Source organism: Gemmatimonadaceae bacterium (genome assembly GCA_019637445.1).
Classification (GTDB): Bacteria; Gemmatimonadota; Gemmatimonadetes; order Gemmatimonadales; family Gemmatimonadaceae; genus Pseudogemmatithrix.
The window spans coordinates 1366026-1380267 of the sequence record JAHBVS010000001.1 but is presented as its reverse complement, the minus strand read 5'-3'; the positions used below and the strand labels follow the sequence as shown (position 1 = coordinate 1380267).

The 14242-nt window shown below is 67.1% G+C and carries 15 protein-coding genes; 4 read left to right on the top strand and 11 right to left on the bottom strand.

Translation table 11 applies throughout. The features are described 5' to 3' along the window. Nucleotides 1–2 precede the first annotated feature (2 nt). From KF709_06285 to KF709_06255, 7 genes are all read right to left on the bottom strand, one after another. A complete protein-coding gene (locus KF709_06285; protein MBX3174002.1) occupies nt 3–1241 on the bottom strand; it encodes a SufS family cysteine desulfurase in 1239 nt (412 codons plus the stop codon). After that, nucleotides 1238–1615, bottom strand: coding sequence for a Rieske 2Fe-2S domain-containing protein (locus KF709_06280; protein MBX3174001.1), 378 nt, complete (start codon nt 1613–1615; stop codon nt 1238–1240). The genes KF709_06285 and KF709_06280 overlap by 4 nt, the downstream gene beginning before the upstream one ends. After that, complete coding sequence (locus tag KF709_06275; GenBank protein ID MBX3174000.1) at nt 1612–2094, bottom strand: SUF system NifU family Fe-S cluster assembly protein; 483 nt, start codon at nt 2092–2094, stop codon at nt 1612–1614. Before KF709_06275 ends, KF709_06280 begins: the two co-directional genes overlap by 4 nt. Nucleotides 2095–2096: 2 nt before the next feature. Continuing rightward, the gene (gene sufD / locus KF709_06270; GenBank protein MBX3173999.1) at nt 2097–3407 is read right to left on the bottom strand and encodes a Fe-S cluster assembly protein SufD; all 1311 of its coding nucleotides are present in this window, start codon (nt 3405–3407) and stop codon (nt 2097–2099) included. Between the two features lie 2 nt (nt 3408–3409). Next, nucleotides 3410–4183, bottom strand: a complete 774-nt coding sequence (gene sufC, locus KF709_06265) for a Fe-S cluster assembly ATPase SufC (protein MBX3173998.1) — start codon at nt 4181–4183, stop codon at nt 3410–3412. Nucleotides 4184–4304: 121 nt separating this feature from the next. Continuing rightward, nucleotides 4305–5738 (bottom strand): Fe-S cluster assembly protein SufB, encoded by a 1434-nt coding sequence (gene sufB / locus KF709_06260; GenBank protein MBX3173997.1) that lies wholly within the window; start codon nt 5736–5738, stop codon nt 4305–4307. Between the two features lie 82 nt (nt 5739–5820). Further along, the gene (locus KF709_06255; GenBank protein MBX3173996.1) at nt 5821–6999 is read right to left on the bottom strand and encodes a diguanylate cyclase; all 1179 of its coding nucleotides are present in this window, start codon (nt 6997–6999) and stop codon (nt 5821–5823) included. A 107-nt stretch (nt 7000–7106) separates the two neighbouring features. On the opposite strand from KF709_06255, the gene KF709_06250 reads away from it, so the two are divergent. Next, a complete protein-coding gene (locus KF709_06250) occupies nt 7107–7664 on the top strand; it encodes a hypothetical protein (protein MBX3173995.1) in 558 nt (185 codons plus the stop codon). A gap of 128 nt (nt 7665–7792) precedes the next feature. Here the strand turns inward: KF709_06250 and KF709_06245 are convergent, their stop codons facing one another. The 4 genes from KF709_06245 to KF709_06230 form a co-directional block, all read right to left on the bottom strand. Further along, nucleotides 7793–8812 carry a hypothetical protein gene (locus tag KF709_06245; protein ID MBX3173994.1) on the bottom strand — a complete coding sequence of 340 codons (1020 nt, stop codon included), beginning with the start codon at nt 8810–8812 and terminating at the stop codon, nt 7793–7795. A gap of 193 nt (nt 8813–9005) precedes the next feature. Next, the gene (locus KF709_06240) at nt 9006–10181 is read right to left on the bottom strand and encodes a hypothetical protein (GenBank protein MBX3173993.1); all 1176 of its coding nucleotides are present in this window, start codon (nt 10179–10181) and stop codon (nt 9006–9008) included. Nucleotides 10182–10290: 109 nt separating this feature from the next. Then, nucleotides 10291–11253, bottom strand: coding sequence for an FAD binding domain-containing protein (locus tag KF709_06235; protein ID MBX3173992.1), 963 nt, complete (start codon nt 11251–11253; stop codon nt 10291–10293). Beyond that, entirely contained in the window at nt 11250–12047 is a 798-nt protein-coding gene (locus KF709_06230; GenBank protein ID MBX3173991.1) for a ChaN family lipoprotein, read from the bottom strand. The genes KF709_06235 and KF709_06230 overlap by 4 nt, the downstream gene beginning before the upstream one ends. Before the next feature lie 574 nt (nt 12048–12621). Here KF709_06230 and KF709_06225 point away from each other — a divergent pair. From KF709_06225 to KF709_06215, 3 genes are read left to right on the top strand one after another with little or no spacing between them, the layout of a single operon-like run. Beyond that, the gene (locus tag KF709_06225; protein MBX3173990.1) at nt 12622–13275 is read left to right on the top strand and encodes a hypothetical protein; all 654 of its coding nucleotides are present in this window, start codon (nt 12622–12624) and stop codon (nt 13273–13275) included. 39 nt (nt 13276–13314) lie between these two features. Beyond that, nucleotides 13315–13878 (top strand): M23 family metallopeptidase, encoded by a 564-nt coding sequence (locus tag KF709_06220; protein ID MBX3173989.1) that lies wholly within the window; start codon nt 13315–13317, stop codon nt 13876–13878. Next, nucleotides 13875–14186: a YhbY family RNA-binding protein gene (locus KF709_06215; protein ID MBX3173988.1), complete on the top strand. Its 312-nt coding sequence runs from the start codon at nt 13875–13877 to the stop codon at nt 14184–14186. The genes KF709_06220 and KF709_06215 overlap by 4 nt, the downstream gene beginning before the upstream one ends. The last annotated feature ends 56 nt before the right edge of the window (nt 14187–14242 follow it).

Sequence of the window (14242 nt, the reverse complement as noted above, 5' to 3'; positions counted from 1 at the left end):
CGCTACACCCCCGCGAACCGCTCCTGCGTCGCGCGGACAGCCCGCGCCAGCGCGTCTACATCCGCCAGCGTGTTGTAGATCCAGAAGCTGGCCCGCGTCGTCGCCGGCACGCTGAGCCGGCGCATCAGGGGCTGTGCGCAGTGGTGTCCCGCGCGCACGCACACGCCCGCGGCGTCCAACGACGTCGCCACGTCGTGCGGATGCACGTCCGCCATCGCAAACGAGACCACGCCGCTGCGACCCTCGGCCGTCGGCGTTCCAAACACGGTCACGCCCTCGATCTCCGACAGCGCGCGCATCGCCGCGGTCGTGATGAGCAACTCGTGCCGGCGCACCGCCTCCATCCCGAGTCCATCGAGGAAGTCGCAGGCCGCCGCCAGGCCCACCGCCCCGGCCACGTTCGGCGTGCCCGCCTCGAACTTGTGCGGGATCACGTTCCAGGTGCTGTCGTCGTCGTTCACCCACTCGATCATGTCGCCGCCAAACTGATACGGCGGCATCGCGTCGAGGATCGGGCGCCGCACGAAGACGGCGCCGATACCCATCGGGCCACCGACCTTGTGCCCGCTGAAGGCATAGACGTCAACGCCGAGCGCATCCACCTCCACTGCGAGGTGCGGCACGGCCTGCGCGCCGTCGCAGACCAGCAGCGCCGAGGGCGCCGCTGCGCGCGCGGCGGCGACGATCTTGGCCACGGGATTGATGGTGCCCAGCGCGTTCGACACGTGGCCGAAGGCCACCACCTTCGTCCGCGCATCAACCAGACGCGAAAGCATCTCGAGATCGAGGTTTCCTGCCGCATCGAGCTCCACGATGCGAAACTCCGCCCCGACCGCCCGCGCCAGCTGCTGCCACGGCACGAAGTTGGCGTGGTGCTCCATCCGTGTGACCACGACGTTGTCGCCGCGCGATACATTCGCGCGGCCCCAGGCCGTCGCCACGAGGTTCATGCCTTCGGTGGTGCCACGCACGAAGATCAGCTGGTCGGCGTCTGCGATGCCAACAAAGCGCGCCACGCGCTGCCGCGCCTTGTGATACGCCTCAGTTGCCGCCGCCGAGAGCGCATAGGCCCCGCGGTGCGGGTTCGCGTTCTCCGACTCGTAGTAACGACGCAGCGCGTCGAGCACGGCCGCCGGCTTCTGGGCCGTCGCCGCGCTGTCCAGATACACAAGCTCCGGCTGCGCGAGCAGCAGCGGAAAATCCGCGCGCTTCGCCAGTTCCACCGGTGTTGAGGCCCTCATCGCGCACCCCCTGCGCTTCGCTTCACCCAGAGCGCGCCGTCGCGCTCCGTCACGTCAAACCGCACCAAGCCCTGTTCGGCCGGCCCGCCGAGCAGCGCGCCCGTCAGGCAATTGAACTTCGCCCCGTGCCAGCAGCACTCCAGCTCGCCATTCGCGTACAGGGTGCCCTCGCTGAGCGGATACTCCGCGTGCGGGCAGCAATCCTTGTGCGCGAACCACGAGCCGTCGTGCCGCCCGACCACCACGGCGGTGCCGTTCGGTAGAGATGCGCGATACAGCTGCCCGTCCACGACATCGCCTGCCGTGAGCCCGTCGAGCAAAACGGCGCCCTCGGGCGCCGCGGTGCCGCTGCCAGGGTCCGGCGCCGTGGTCACGAGGCGCTCCGCGCGTCCTCAGGCGACTCGGTGGTCACCGTCGCGGCACCATCGAGCGCGGCCTTCATCGCGTGCCAGCTCAGCGAGGCGCACTTCACCCGCATCGGGAACTTGCTCACGCCGCTCAACGCGCGCAGCGGGCCCATCGTCTTGTCGCTGGCCAGCGCGGGATCCTCGCCGGTCACCATCCGATGCACCTTGTCGTACAGCGCCACCGCCTCGGCCCGCGACTTGCCCTTCACGGCATCGGTCATCATCGATGCCGAGGCCTTGGAGATCGCGCAGCCCATCCCCTGGAAGGAGATGTCGGCCACGCGATCGTCCTCGACCTTGAGCCAGACCGTGAGCTGGTCGCCGCAGTTGGGGTTCTTCCCGTCCGCACTGCAGGTCGCGCCGTCCATCGGATGGTAGTTCCGAGGCCGACGGTTGTGGTCCAGGATGACTTCCTGGTACAGCGCGTCGAGGGCGGCGTCAGCCATCGCTACTCCAGCCGCGTGTGCGTGAAGCGCTCGAACACATTGCGCTCCAGCGTGAGCCGCAGCGCGTCGATCTCGATCGTCTCCAGCGCCTCGGCGGCAAACGCGTAGGTGAGCAGCGCCCGAGCGTTGTCGCTGCCGATGCCGCGGCTCTTGAGATAGAAGAGCGCGGTCTCGTCGATGCGGCCCACCGTCGCGCCGTGCGTGCACTTCACGTCGTCGGCGAAGATCTCCAGCTGCGGCTTGGTGTCCACCCGCGCCTGCGGCGAGAGCAGCAGCGCCTTGTTGGTCTGCTTGCCGTCCGTCTTCTGCGCCTGCGGGTCTACGAAGACCTTGCCGTTGAACACGCCGTGGCTCTGTCCGTCGAGGATGCCACAGTAGAGCTCGCGGCTCGCGCAGGACTCGGCGATGTGCTCCACGAAGGTCTGGTGATCCGCGTGCTGCGAACCGTCGAGCACGTAGAGGCCGTTGAGCCGCGCCTCGCTGCCCGTGCCAAGCAGCTTCGTGTAGATGTTCGTGCGCGACAGCGCGCCGCCGGCCGCGTACGAGAAGCTGTGGTAGATGGAATCGCGGCCCTGCGAGACCTGCACAGTGCCGACGTGGAAGGCCTCCGCCCCCTCGCGCTGCAGCTTGTAGTGGTCCACGCGGGCGCCATCGCCCACCACGATCTCGGCGACGGCGTTCACCAGATAGCTGGCGCCACCGAGGCCGACGAAACTCTCGACGAGTGTCGCGTTGGACAGCGGCTCGGCCACGACCAGCAGGCGCGGATGGATCGCCGCGCCCTGTGCCTCGCCGTCCGTCAGGTGCAGGATGTGGATCGGTACGTCCACCACCTCTCCCTTCGGCAGGCGCAGCACGACACCGTCCTGCATGAAGGCGGTGTTCATCGCCGTGAAGGCAGCCTTGTCGAAGGCAGCCAACGTGCCAAGGTGCTGCTCCAGCCACTTCGCGTCCTGGCGCATCACCTCGCTCAGCGGCGAGAGCTGCACGTCGGCGGGCAGGCCCGCGAACTGCGAGAGCGACGGCTCCAGCTGCCCGTTCACGAAGACCAGCCGGTGCCAGTCGGCGTCCACCAGATGCGGTTGGATGTCGCGCAGCGTCAGCTGCGTGGCCGCCGGCTTCACGGACTTGAAGGTGCGCTCTGCGATTGGCGTGACCGAGGTAAAGTGCCAGTCCTCGTCACGCGTGGTCGGGAAGCCCAGCGTGCGAAAGCGCTCGAAGGCCCTCTCGCGCAGTGCGGGCAGCCACGCCGGACCCTCGGCGCCGCCGTTCGTCGCGAAGGCCTCGAACTGTTCTGCGTACGGCATCGTCACGGTCAGACTCCCGCGGTCGCCGCGCCAGCGCGCTCGAGGAGCCAGTCGTAGCCCTTGGCCTCCAGCTCCAGGGCCAGCTCCTTGCCGCCGCTCTTCACGATGCGGCCGCCGGCCAGCACGTGCACGAAGTCCGGCACGATGTAGTTGAGCAGGCGCTGGTAGTGCGTCACGACGATGGTCGCGTTGTCCGGGCGCTTCAGCTTGTTGACGCCCTCGGCCACGATGCGCAGCGCATCGATGTCGAGGCCGGAGTCGGTCTCGTCGAGCACGGCCAGCGTCGGCTGCAGCACGGCCATCTGCAGGATCTCGTTGCGCTTCTTCTCGCCGCCGGAGAAGCCGGCGTTCACGGAGCGCTGCAGCATCGCCGGGTCCATGTCGACCAGCTTGAGCTTCTCTTCCATCAGGTCGAGGAACTCGATGGGATCCAGCTCGTCCTCGCCCTTCGCCTTGCGGATCTCGTTGTAGGCCGCGCGGAGGAAGTAGGCGTTGGTCACGCCCGGGATCTCGACGGGATACTGGAAGGCGAGGAACACGCCCTTCTGCGCGCGCTCCTCCGCCTCGAGCTCCAAGAGGTCCTCGCCCTGGTACTCGATGGAGCCGCCCGTGACCTCATAGCCCGGGTGGCCGGCGATGACCTGCGCGAGCGTGGACTTGCCGGAGCCGTTGGGCCCCATGATGGCGTGGATCTCGCCGGGCTTCACTTCGAGGGAGATCCCCTTGAGGATCTGCTTTTCGCCGGCGGCGGCCTGGAGGTCGGTGATCTTGAGCATATGAATCAGAGTTCCGTTGTAGTCAGAAAGAAAAAAGCGTTTGCCGCAGAGGCACAGAGACACAGAGGCAAGCAAAACGCGGTGGTAGTTCTCGGTGTCTCTGTGCCTCTGTGGCCATCAGCTGCCGTTACCCAACCGACCCTTCAAGCGAAATGCCGAGTAGCTGCTGGGCTTCAAGCGCAAACTCCATCGGCAGCTCCTTGAACACTTCCTTGCAGAAGCCCGCCACGATCAGCGAGATCGCGTGCTCGGCGTTCAGCCCGCGCGCCTTGCAGTAGAAGATCTGGTCCTCGCCGATCTTGCTCGTGCTGGCCTCGTGCTCCAGCGTCGCCGTGTTGTTGGCGATCTCGATGTACGGGAAGGTGTGCGCGCCGCAGGCGTTGCCGATCAGCATCGAGTCGCACTGCGTGTAGTTGCGGGCGCCCTCGGCCTTCGGCAGCACCTTCACCTGGCCACGGTAGGAGTTCTGCCCGTTGCCCGCGCTGATGCCCTTGGAGATGATCGTCGACTTCGTGTTGCGGCCGATGTGGATCATCTTCGTGCCCGTGTCGGCCTGCTGCTTGCCGTTCACCACGGCCACCGAGTAGAACTCGCCCACCGAGTTGTCGCCCTGCAGGATCACCGAGGGATACTTCCAGGTGATCGCCGAGCCCGTCTCCACCTGCGTCCACGAGATCTTGGCGTCCGTGAACGCCTTGCCGCGCTTGGTTACGAAGTTGTAGATGCCGCCCTTGCCGTCCTTGTCGCCGGCGTACCAGTTCTGCACGGTCGAGTACTTCACCGTGGCCCGGTCCAGCGCGACGATCTCGACGACCGCCGCGTGCAGCTGGTTCTCGTCACGCTTCGGCGCCGTGCAGCCCTCGAGGTAGCTCACCGAGGCGCCCTCGTCGGCGACGATCAGGGTGCGCTCGAACTGGCCCGTGTTGGCCGCGTTGATGCGGAAGTACGTCGACAGCTCCAGCGGGCACTTCACGCCCTTCGGCACGTACACGAACGAGCCGTCGGAGAACACCGCCGAGTTGAGCGCGGCGAAGAAGTTGTCCGAGTACGGCACCACGGAGCCCAGGTACTTCTTCACGAGCTCCGGATGGTTGTGCACCGCCTCGCCGAAGCTGCAGAAGATCACGCCGACCTTCTCGAGCTCCGTCTTCATCGTGGTGCCCACGGAGACGGAGTCGAAGATCGCGTCCACGGCGATCCCGTGGAGCCGCTTCTGCTCCGTGAGCGAGATGCCGAGCTTCTCGTAGGTCTTGAGCAGCTCCGGATCGACCTCGTCCAGCGACTGCAGCGGCTTCACGGACTTGGGTGCCGAGTAGTACGTGTGCGACTGGTAGTCGATCGGCGGATACGTGACGTTCGGCCAGTGCGGCTCGGTCATCGTCTGCCAGCGCCGGAAGGCCTTGAGGCGCCAGTCGAGCAGCCATTCGGGCTCGTTCTTCTTGGCCGAGATGAGGCGGACGGTCTCTTCCGTCAGGCCGGCGGGAATCGTGTCCGAGTCGACCTCGGTCACGAACCCGTAGGCGTATTCCTTATTGACGAGTGCTTCGATCGATGAGCTCATGGGGCCCTGCTGGAGTCGGGTGGAGCTAGTAACCCATAAAAATACTCGGGTTTACCTATGGATACAAACCCGACCCCCCGGCTCACACGTTCCCGAACACCTCGACCCGGTCCCGGCCCAGCCCCTTGGCCCGGTACATGGCCTTGTCCGCCTGGTCGATGGCGGCCTCTACCTGCTCCCCTTCCTTCAGCAGGGTGATGCCACCCGAGAGCGTGACCAAGACCTCGGCGCCCTTTGGAAGTCTCACGGGAGAGCCACCGACCGCCTTCCGCACGCGCTCCACGGCCACCAGCGCCTGCGCAGGCGTGGTATCCGGCAACAGGGCCACAAACTCCTCGCCCCCGATGCGGCCGACCATTTGTTCCTCGCGGAGCGTCTGGACGATCCGGTCGGCCACTTCCTTGAGGACGATGTCACCGGCGGCGTGCCCGTAGGTGTCATTGACCTCCTTGAAATGGTCGAGGTCCAACAACGCCACTGCGATGGGCTGCCCACGTCGGCGCGCAGCAGCGATGGCCGGCTCGGCGTCGTCGAAGAATGCCCGGCGGTTCTTCAAGCCAGTCAACTCGTCCACCATCGCCAGGTCCTGCATGCGCGAGAGCGCCAACTCCAACTGGATCTCGCTGGCCTTGGCCTCCTCCAGGGCGTGGTCGCGCTCGACCAGCACCTGCACGTTGTCCACGAACTGCTGCCAGCTGCGCCGCGTGAACAACAGCGAGGTGAGGATGAACACGCCGATCGCGCTCGGCAGCACCGGCTGCGCGGCCGTGTCGTAGCGCACCGACTGGATGAAGAGCGATGACATGAAGGGCAGGAAGTACAGCAGGCTGGCAATCGGTGACGACGAGAAAAACGCCACTGACCCTCCAGTCAGGCCGGCCAGGAGCATGACCATTGTGGCGCGCTCTTCCATCGCTCCGAGCGGGAAGAGGTACCAGGCCGTCACGCCCCACGTGATGCCAGCAAGGCACGAGAACAGCATCGCCCGCTGCTCGTTGCGTTCGCTGACGTCCGTGGGGCGGGTTCGGGAGTGGAGACGTCGCCAGCTGAGCGCAGCGGGCGTCCAGAGCACCAACATCGCCGCGACGAGACCGACGAGGAACGAGTGGTCGGCGAAGTCCCAGTAGGTGATGCCGATGAACACCGCGAGCAGCGGATTGGCCACGAAGACCGTGGGCAGCTGCCGCACACGGTTCACGGCCTGCGAGACGCGCACGGCGCGTCGCAGTGCCTCGGTGCCGGGCTCCACGGAAATCTGCACGGCACAGGATATTGCGCGGACGGCTGGCGAGCCAGAGTGTTGAGGGTCCGGCCACCGCTCCCGGGCCTAGGGCGCCTGCCTCATCCCCCCGCTTCCGGAGGCGATACATGCAGTTCCTGATCGACCTGTGGGTCCCGATCCTCGCCGGCGCCGCTGTCGCGTTCATCGCCTCGGCCCTGGCCTGGACCGTGATGCCGCACCATCGCAAGGAGTACACGAAGCTGCCGAACGAGGACGCCGTGCTCGATGCGATTCGCGCCGGCAGTCCGGGAATCGGTCAGTTTGCCTTCCCCTACGTCGACGACATGAAGGAGGCCAACTCACCGGAGAACAAGGCCAAGCGCGAGCGCGGGCCGTACGGTTTCCTCACGCTGGCAACTCCCGCCGAAGGCATGGGCGGGATGATGATCCAGAGCTTCGTGTTCAACGCGGTCGTGGCGACCTTCACCGCATATGTGGCATCGCACGCGCTGCAACCGGGTGCGGATTATCTCGCGGTCTTCCGGCTGGTCGGCACGATCGGCTTCATGGCCTATGGGCTCGGCACCGTGCCCGACTCCATCTGGTTTGGCAGGCCCTGGAAGGCCTACGCACTGCACGCCACGGATGCCCTCGTGTATGGGCTGTTGATGGGAGGGGTGTTTGGTTGGCTCTGGCCGCGGTAGATCAACTGCAGTTGTAAGTAGTGAGTTGTAAGTCGTAAGAAATGAGCAACGGCGATGCGGATTGGACCCCGCATCGCCGTTGCTCTTCTCTTATCACTTACGACTTACAACTCACCACTGCCGTTCAATCACATCGCCACACGCGAGGCCGAAACCTCCGCCCGCCCGATGAAGCCCTGATCCGTCCCGAACCACAGCAGCCCGGTCTTCGCATCGAAGTACATATGGCGGATGGTGTTGTTGTCTTCCTTGCCGATCAGCGTGCGGCCGAAGAAGGTGTTCGTGCGCGGATCGAAGCCCTGAAGGATCGCGCCGTTGCGGCCGCTCTCCGTCACCCAGATGCGACCCTTCTCGTCGCTGCCCATGCCATAGGGAAGGGAGGCCGGGCCGCCCGGCAGCGGAATCTCCGTGATGCGGCCAGTGGTCGGGTCCACGCGGCCCAGCATGCCGCGCGTGTAGTCCGTGTACCAGACCACGTCGTCCGGCGTGATGGCAATGCGACGGCCGCGGGCGCGCTCGTGCGGCAGCTCATAGGTGGTGAGCTCATACGTCCGCGGATCGATCTTCGCGATCTTGTTTGTGTGGAAGAGATTCACCCACACCTCGCCGCGTGAGTTGAGCTGGATGCCGTACGGGCCGGAACGCGGGGTGCCCGTCTTCACATAGCGGATGGCGCCCGTGCGGACGTTGAGGTGTCCGACCGTGTGCGAGTTCTGCGCCGTGAACCAGATGTTGCCGTCCTTGTCGAACACCATCGTGTGCGGGTCGCGCACCGTGGAGTCGGTCATCGGATAGCGGCGAATCTCGCCCGTTCTCGGGTTCAGGCGCCCGATCATCGCGTTGCGATTGCCGGCAAACCACACCATCGAGTCCGGGCCGACGACGACCGTGTGCGGATTCGTCCCCGGGTCGATCTCATACTTGCGGAACTCGCCCGTCCGCGGGTCGAGTCGCCCGACGTAGTTGCCGGCCTGTCCGGCGAAGAACACGGTGCCGTCCTGGTGAACGAACGGGTCGCGCGGGCGGCCGCCGTACGGCACCTCCCACTCCGCGTTCTGCACCGGCGCGCCCTGCTGCGCCATAGCCTCCGGCGCGAGAAGTACGCTGATGGCGCTGGCAAGCAGCGCCGCTCGCTGGACGTTTCGCATAGCAACCCTCAGGCTACGGTGAACAAGTCTGGGTCCTGCCGGGACCTCCGAACAACGCAGACGGGGGACAGGGCGTTGCCCTGTCCCCCGTCGAACCTACTCGCCAGCGCAACTCGCGCTACGAGCGCAGCGGCTGCCCCAGCCGAATCGGCACCGAACCGTGCGCCTGAAACGTGCGAGCCAGCCTCGACGCCTATTCGCGCCCGAAGTTGATGAGCGGCAACACCTTGAACGGAGCCGGGTTGTCGCGAACGATGTTGACGGCCCCTAGCTGGATGCCGCGCAACCGTTCGGCGTAGTTCACAAGGCCGATGCTCACGCCCTGCTGGAAGCCGCGAATCGCATTCACGCTCGAGACGTTCACGCCCGTCGCCTGGCCACCACGTTCGGTGCGGAAGAGGATCGGTGCGATGATCACACCCTGAGTGGTTTCGGCACCGACCATCGAGGCAACGGCCAGTCCTTCAATCCGCGGCGCGCCGACACCGACGCCGCCGATGGAGACCCAGCGCAGCGTACCGCCGGAACCGACACCGACTCCACCCACCGACAGCCCCGTGATGCCTCCGCCGGCCCCGACACCGATGCCGCCGACGGCGATGCCGCGCACGGAACCGCCGGCACCGACGCCAACACCGCCGACGGCGATGCCGCGCACCGAGCCGCCCGCGCCGACCCCGATGCCGCCAGCGAGCAGGCCGCGCGCGGACCCACCCGCGCCAACGCCCACACCGCCGATCGCGGCGCCGCGCAGGTCACCACCGGCCCCGGCCCCGATTCCACCGGCCAGAATGCCGCGAACGTCGCCGCCCGCCGCCGCACCGACGCCGCCCAGCGCCAAGCCGCGCAGCTCACCGCCCGCGCCAGCGCCGACACCGCCAAGCATCACGCCGCGGATGGAACCGCCCGCACCTACTCCAATGCCGCCCACCGCCGCGCCGCGCACATCATTGCCCGCGCCAGCGCCGACAAGACCAAAGCTGATGCCGGACATCGTGCCGCCAGCGCCGACGCCGACGCCGCCGAAATTGATGCCCGTCATGTCGTTCTCCGCAGCTACGCCGAAGATGCCGAACGACACGCCGTAAATGTTCTCGGCGGCCGTGATCGGGAGGCCGATGGCCGCGCCCGTCACCGTGCCGCCGATGTAGTCGTCGTAGGGACTCCAGATCGTGATGTTCGCGCCGCGCACGCGGTCGAGCTCGCGATCTCGGAAGTTGATGCGGATACCATCAACCCGTGGATAGTTGCCAATCGAAATGACCTTGCGGGCCCGCGGGCCGCTATGGTCGTCCTGGGCCCGCAGCTGCGGGGCCGCCGTCGCGAGGGCGAGCGCCGCGAGGGGCAGTACGCGATGGATGTTGCGCATCGGAAGCGTCCTGAGTGAGAGTGCTGTCGTCCCCTCGTACGCACGCCGTGCGCGAGGGTTTCGCATTCCACTCTGACCGATGCGGGCCCTCGAGGGTTTGAAGGCCCGCCTACGAGGCGATCGCCCGCATGGCCCGCCGCAGCAGCGCCTGCGCCATCGCCACCTTGAAGCCGTTGTGTGCCAGCGGTACGGCATCGTAGAGCGCGCGCTCGGCGAGGGCATCCACGGACTCGTCATCGAGTCCGCCCACGGCCACGTCCTCCTCAACCGAGAGGGCGACCCGCCACGGATGCAGCGCCACGCCCCCGAGGGCCATGCGTACGCTGCCGTCGCGTCGCCGCTGCGCGGCGCAGGAGGCCAGCGCGAAGTCCCACGCCCCGCGCTGCATCAGCTTTTCCCAGTGTTGGGTGCCCCCAGCACTGGCGGCGGGCAGGTGCACGGCAACAATCAAGTCGCCAGCATCCAGCTGCGCCTCGCGCCTGGGGTCGGTGGCCGCACCGTCGTAGAACTGCTCCAGCGATAGGCTGCGCATGGCCGATCCCGCGCGCGCGACCTGGATGCTGGCGTCCAATACTTCGAGCGCCACGGCTGGGTCGCTCGGGTGAACTGCACGGCAGGTCCCGTCGGCCACGATGCCGTGGTACTGGTGTTCGCCGTCCACGGCAGCGCAGTGCGTACCGCCGCGCTTGAAGCATCCGACACCGCGGCGGAAGTACCAGCAGTGATGCCGCTGCGCGAGGTTGCCGCCGAGGCTGCCCTGGTTTCGGAGCGCCGGCGTGCCGACGCTCGCGCAGGCGTCGCGCAGGAGTGGGAACCGCTCCCCGAGTGCACCGTGCTCGGCGAGGTCCGCGATGCTTACGGCCGCGCCAATGCTCGCGCTTCCGTCGGCGTGCAAAACCACGTCGTGCAGTTCCGGGACCTGCCTGACGTCAACGACTTCCGTGGGGGCCAGGATGCCGTCGTTGTAGCAGGGGAGAAGGTCGCTTCCCCCCGCGACTGGCAACGTACCCGATGCGGCAAGCACCGTGAGCGCCTCATCGAGCGAGGTTGCGTGCGTGTAGCGAAAGCTCACGGCGCCGACGAGGAGTCCGCGCGCGGCGGTGCCTGCGTGAAGACGATGAAATCGCCACGCGCGCGGTGCTCCTGCGGATCGACTGTGGCGAGGTTCGGCACCGGGATGAAGCTGACCACGATGAGCCTGGCGCTCGGCGCGCGACGCTGCGTCCGCTCAACCGTGCCGAGGGCAAAGTCCGAGTGGAAGGCGCCGTTCGGGTGCACGACCAGGGTCCGGTGTTGCGCGATGGCGGCTGCGACTGCCTCGCCCATCGCCTCGTCCTTCACGCACTGCGCCTCGTACGTGCGCCAGACCATCGCCTCCGCCTGCTCGGCCGTCATCTGCATGCCGTGCGAGGACATGTCGCCCATCACCTCGCGGAATCGGCGCCAATACTCGTCACGAGGACAGCTGTGTGCTGCTGCCACCAAGCTGCGATCGCCAGGCGGAAGTGAGTCCAGGGCACCGAGCCCACCGCGCGCGACAACCGACGCGATACGACGCGGCACGTTGCCCGCGACCACGGGCCACCCGTGCGCCTTGGCGAACTCGACGAGCGGCCGGTAATCGCTCGCATAGTTCGGCCACGGGCGGCTGCGCTCAAGGAAGCTGCTTTCGCTGATCTCCCCCCTGAGATAGGCGTCGAGCGCCGGCTGGGCGTCCCGTTCGAACATCTCCATGGCGAGCACCAGCGTGTCGGTCCTGCGCCGCGAGAGGCCCTGCAGGATGGCGAACTGCAGCTGGTGCGTGCCGGGATCGTCGTGGAACTCGCCGAGGAAGAGTGCATCCGCGTCGGCGGACGCAGTTAACAACCGGCCGAAGTCGGTGAACCGCCCAGTCTCACTGTCGAAGACGCGATGGGGTGCCAGCGTGCCGCCGCTGACCCGACCAGCCGGTCCGCCCGCCTGTCTAACAGGGGTCGCGCAGGCCGAGACAACTAGCAGAACAAGCGATAAGGCGATAAAATTGGTTTTCATAGTTGTGTGTTGATCGAACGAGTAGAACTCGGCCAGGGCTACAGATTTGGAAGCTCTCATTCTGTAGGTTCACACTACAATCAAGACCAAACAAACAACCAAAAAGAAAATGTAGGCCTTTAAGTCATATTACCGCTCACCGCAAACACGGTTCTTCTATGTGAATTCGGAAATCGCCACCATTATCAGGCTCGTAGAGTCCGCCACGGATGAACTTGCGCGACTCGACCTCGCGGCGAGTCTCGCGAGCCCGTCCGTGGCCTTGGCCCTTTGTGCGGATGTCACGGCCCGACTCGCCGTGAGACCCGGAGCACAAGGTATTGCGGAAGCTCGCGTTTCGCTTGTCGCGGCATCCGTCGACCCCGTCCACGATGCCGCGCTGCCCACGGGCCTGGCTCGAGCGCGCGACGTGGTGGAGCAAGCCGATCGCCTGCTCCGAACCGGCCTACCGCTGACCGTCGCACGACTGCAGCCGTTGCTTCCCGAGCTCGACCTCGGGACAACTGCCCTCGAGGCGGTCCTGAATCCCGGCGGCCAGCCGCGCTCGGTGTTGCTCCGCGCACTGGACGCGGCACGGACCCTCGGCAGCCTGCCCCTCGCCGACCTCGTGCCCACGTTGGTGCTCGGCGCCGCCGGGTTGATGCACCGGGTGCACATCCTGCCCTTCGCCGAGGTCGACCCCGACGCGTTTGCCGAGTCGAGAGCGCTGTCCTCGGACGATGATCACGCCAGCCTGGCTCGGCTGCTGCTCGCCGCCGCGGCGGAGTCGGCGCGGGCGCGACGCGTCGCCCTGAAAGCGGGGCTTCGCGATGCGGCCGACGACGCGTCGCGCCTCGCACCCTTGGGTCGAGCGGCCATCACCGCGCGCCGCGCGCTGGGTCGGCTCCGGCTCGACTTGGCGGCGACCATGCCTCGCCTCAGCGAGGCGCTCGACTGCTCGCGCCCGGCGGCCGCTGACGCTCTCGAACGCCTCGTCGAAGTGGGACTCGCCACCGAGATCACGGGGCGCGGCCGCGACCGCGTGTACGTTGACGCCCTCGCTTGGGCAGTGCCGCCCGCCTAGGCCCGACGTGACGCGTGCGGCTTTGCGCTCGTTTGCAGCATGATGACCCGCTTCTCGACTTGGATTCTCGCGACCGCCGCGCTGCTGCTGAGTGCTGCCTGCGCCGGCACGCCGGCACCGGGTGCGCCGCGCACGGCCAGCGAGCGTGACTATCTGCGCTCGCGCGACATGATGGTGCCGGTGCACGGTGTGCACCCGAAGGACCTGCGCGACACCTACACGGCTCCGCGCAGCGGTGGCCGTGCCCACCTCGCACTCGATGTCATGGCGCGCCGCGGCACGCCGGTCCTCGCCGCCGACGAAGGCATCGTGCGTCGTGTCTCCAGCAACAACCTCGGCGGTCGCACGGTCTACATCGTCGATCGCAGCAACCGCTTCGTGCACTACTACGCGCACCTCGACCGATGGGCCCCCGGCCTGCGCGAGGGACAGCGCGTGCGCCGCGGCGACTACATTGGGACGGTCGGCACCACGGGCAACGCCCCGCGCAACGCCCCGCACCTCCACTACCAACTACTGCGCTACGTGAACAGCCGCATGTGGTGGACGGGCGACCCGGTGAACCCGATCCCCTACCTCAGGAAGAAGGGCAAAAGGCGATGACGATGACGGGCAAGGAGCGCGCAGCGCTGCGCTCCGAGTGCAATACACTGAAGGCGCTGGTGCACGTGGGCGACGAGGGCCTGTCCGGCACGCTGATCGCCGCCCTTGATGAGACGCTGCGTGCGCGCGAGCTGGTCAAAATCCAGCTGAACAAGAACGCGGAAGTCAGCGCCAAGCAGGCGGCCAACGACCTCGCGGCCCGTGTGAAGGCAGAGGTGATTCAGGTCATTGGCCGCACCGCGACGCTGTATCGAAAGAATCCCGCCCTGAAGCGGAAGCCCGGCTCGGCGCCGCCTTGGCGCGCGTAGTCAGCCGCAACGGGTCAGCGGGTCCGCAGCCGACGGAGCGCGAACGTCCGCAGCCG

Excerpts from the sequence above, each read along its gene's own strand:
- KF709_06285 (MBX3174002.1), bottom strand. The coding sequence starts at position 1,241 with ATGAGGGCCTCAACACCGGTGGAACTGGCGAAGCGCGCGGATTTTCCG.
- KF709_06275 (MBX3174000.1), bottom strand. The coding sequence starts at position 2,094 with ATGGCTGACGCCGCCCTCGACGCGCTGTACCAGGAAGTCATCCTGGAC.
- sufB (MBX3173997.1), bottom strand. The coding sequence starts at position 5,738 with ATGAGCTCATCGATCGAAGCACTCGTCAATAAGGAATACGCCTACGGG.
- KF709_06250 (MBX3173995.1), top strand. The coding sequence starts at position 7,107 with ATGCAGTTCCTGATCGACCTGTGGGTCCCGATCCTCGCCGGCGCCGCT.
- KF709_06245 (MBX3173994.1), bottom strand. The coding sequence starts at position 8,812 with ATGCGAAACGTCCAGCGAGCGGCGCTGCTTGCCAGCGCCATCAGCGTA.
- KF709_06240 (MBX3173993.1), bottom strand. The coding sequence starts at position 10,181 with ATGCGCAACATCCATCGCGTACTGCCCCTCGCGGCGCTCGCCCTCGCG.
- KF709_06220 (MBX3173989.1), top strand. The coding sequence starts at position 13,315 with ATGATGACCCGCTTCTCGACTTGGATTCTCGCGACCGCCGCGCTGCTG.
- KF709_06215 (MBX3173988.1), top strand. The coding sequence starts at position 13,875 with ATGACGATGACGGGCAAGGAGCGCGCAGCGCTGCGCTCCGAGTGCAAT.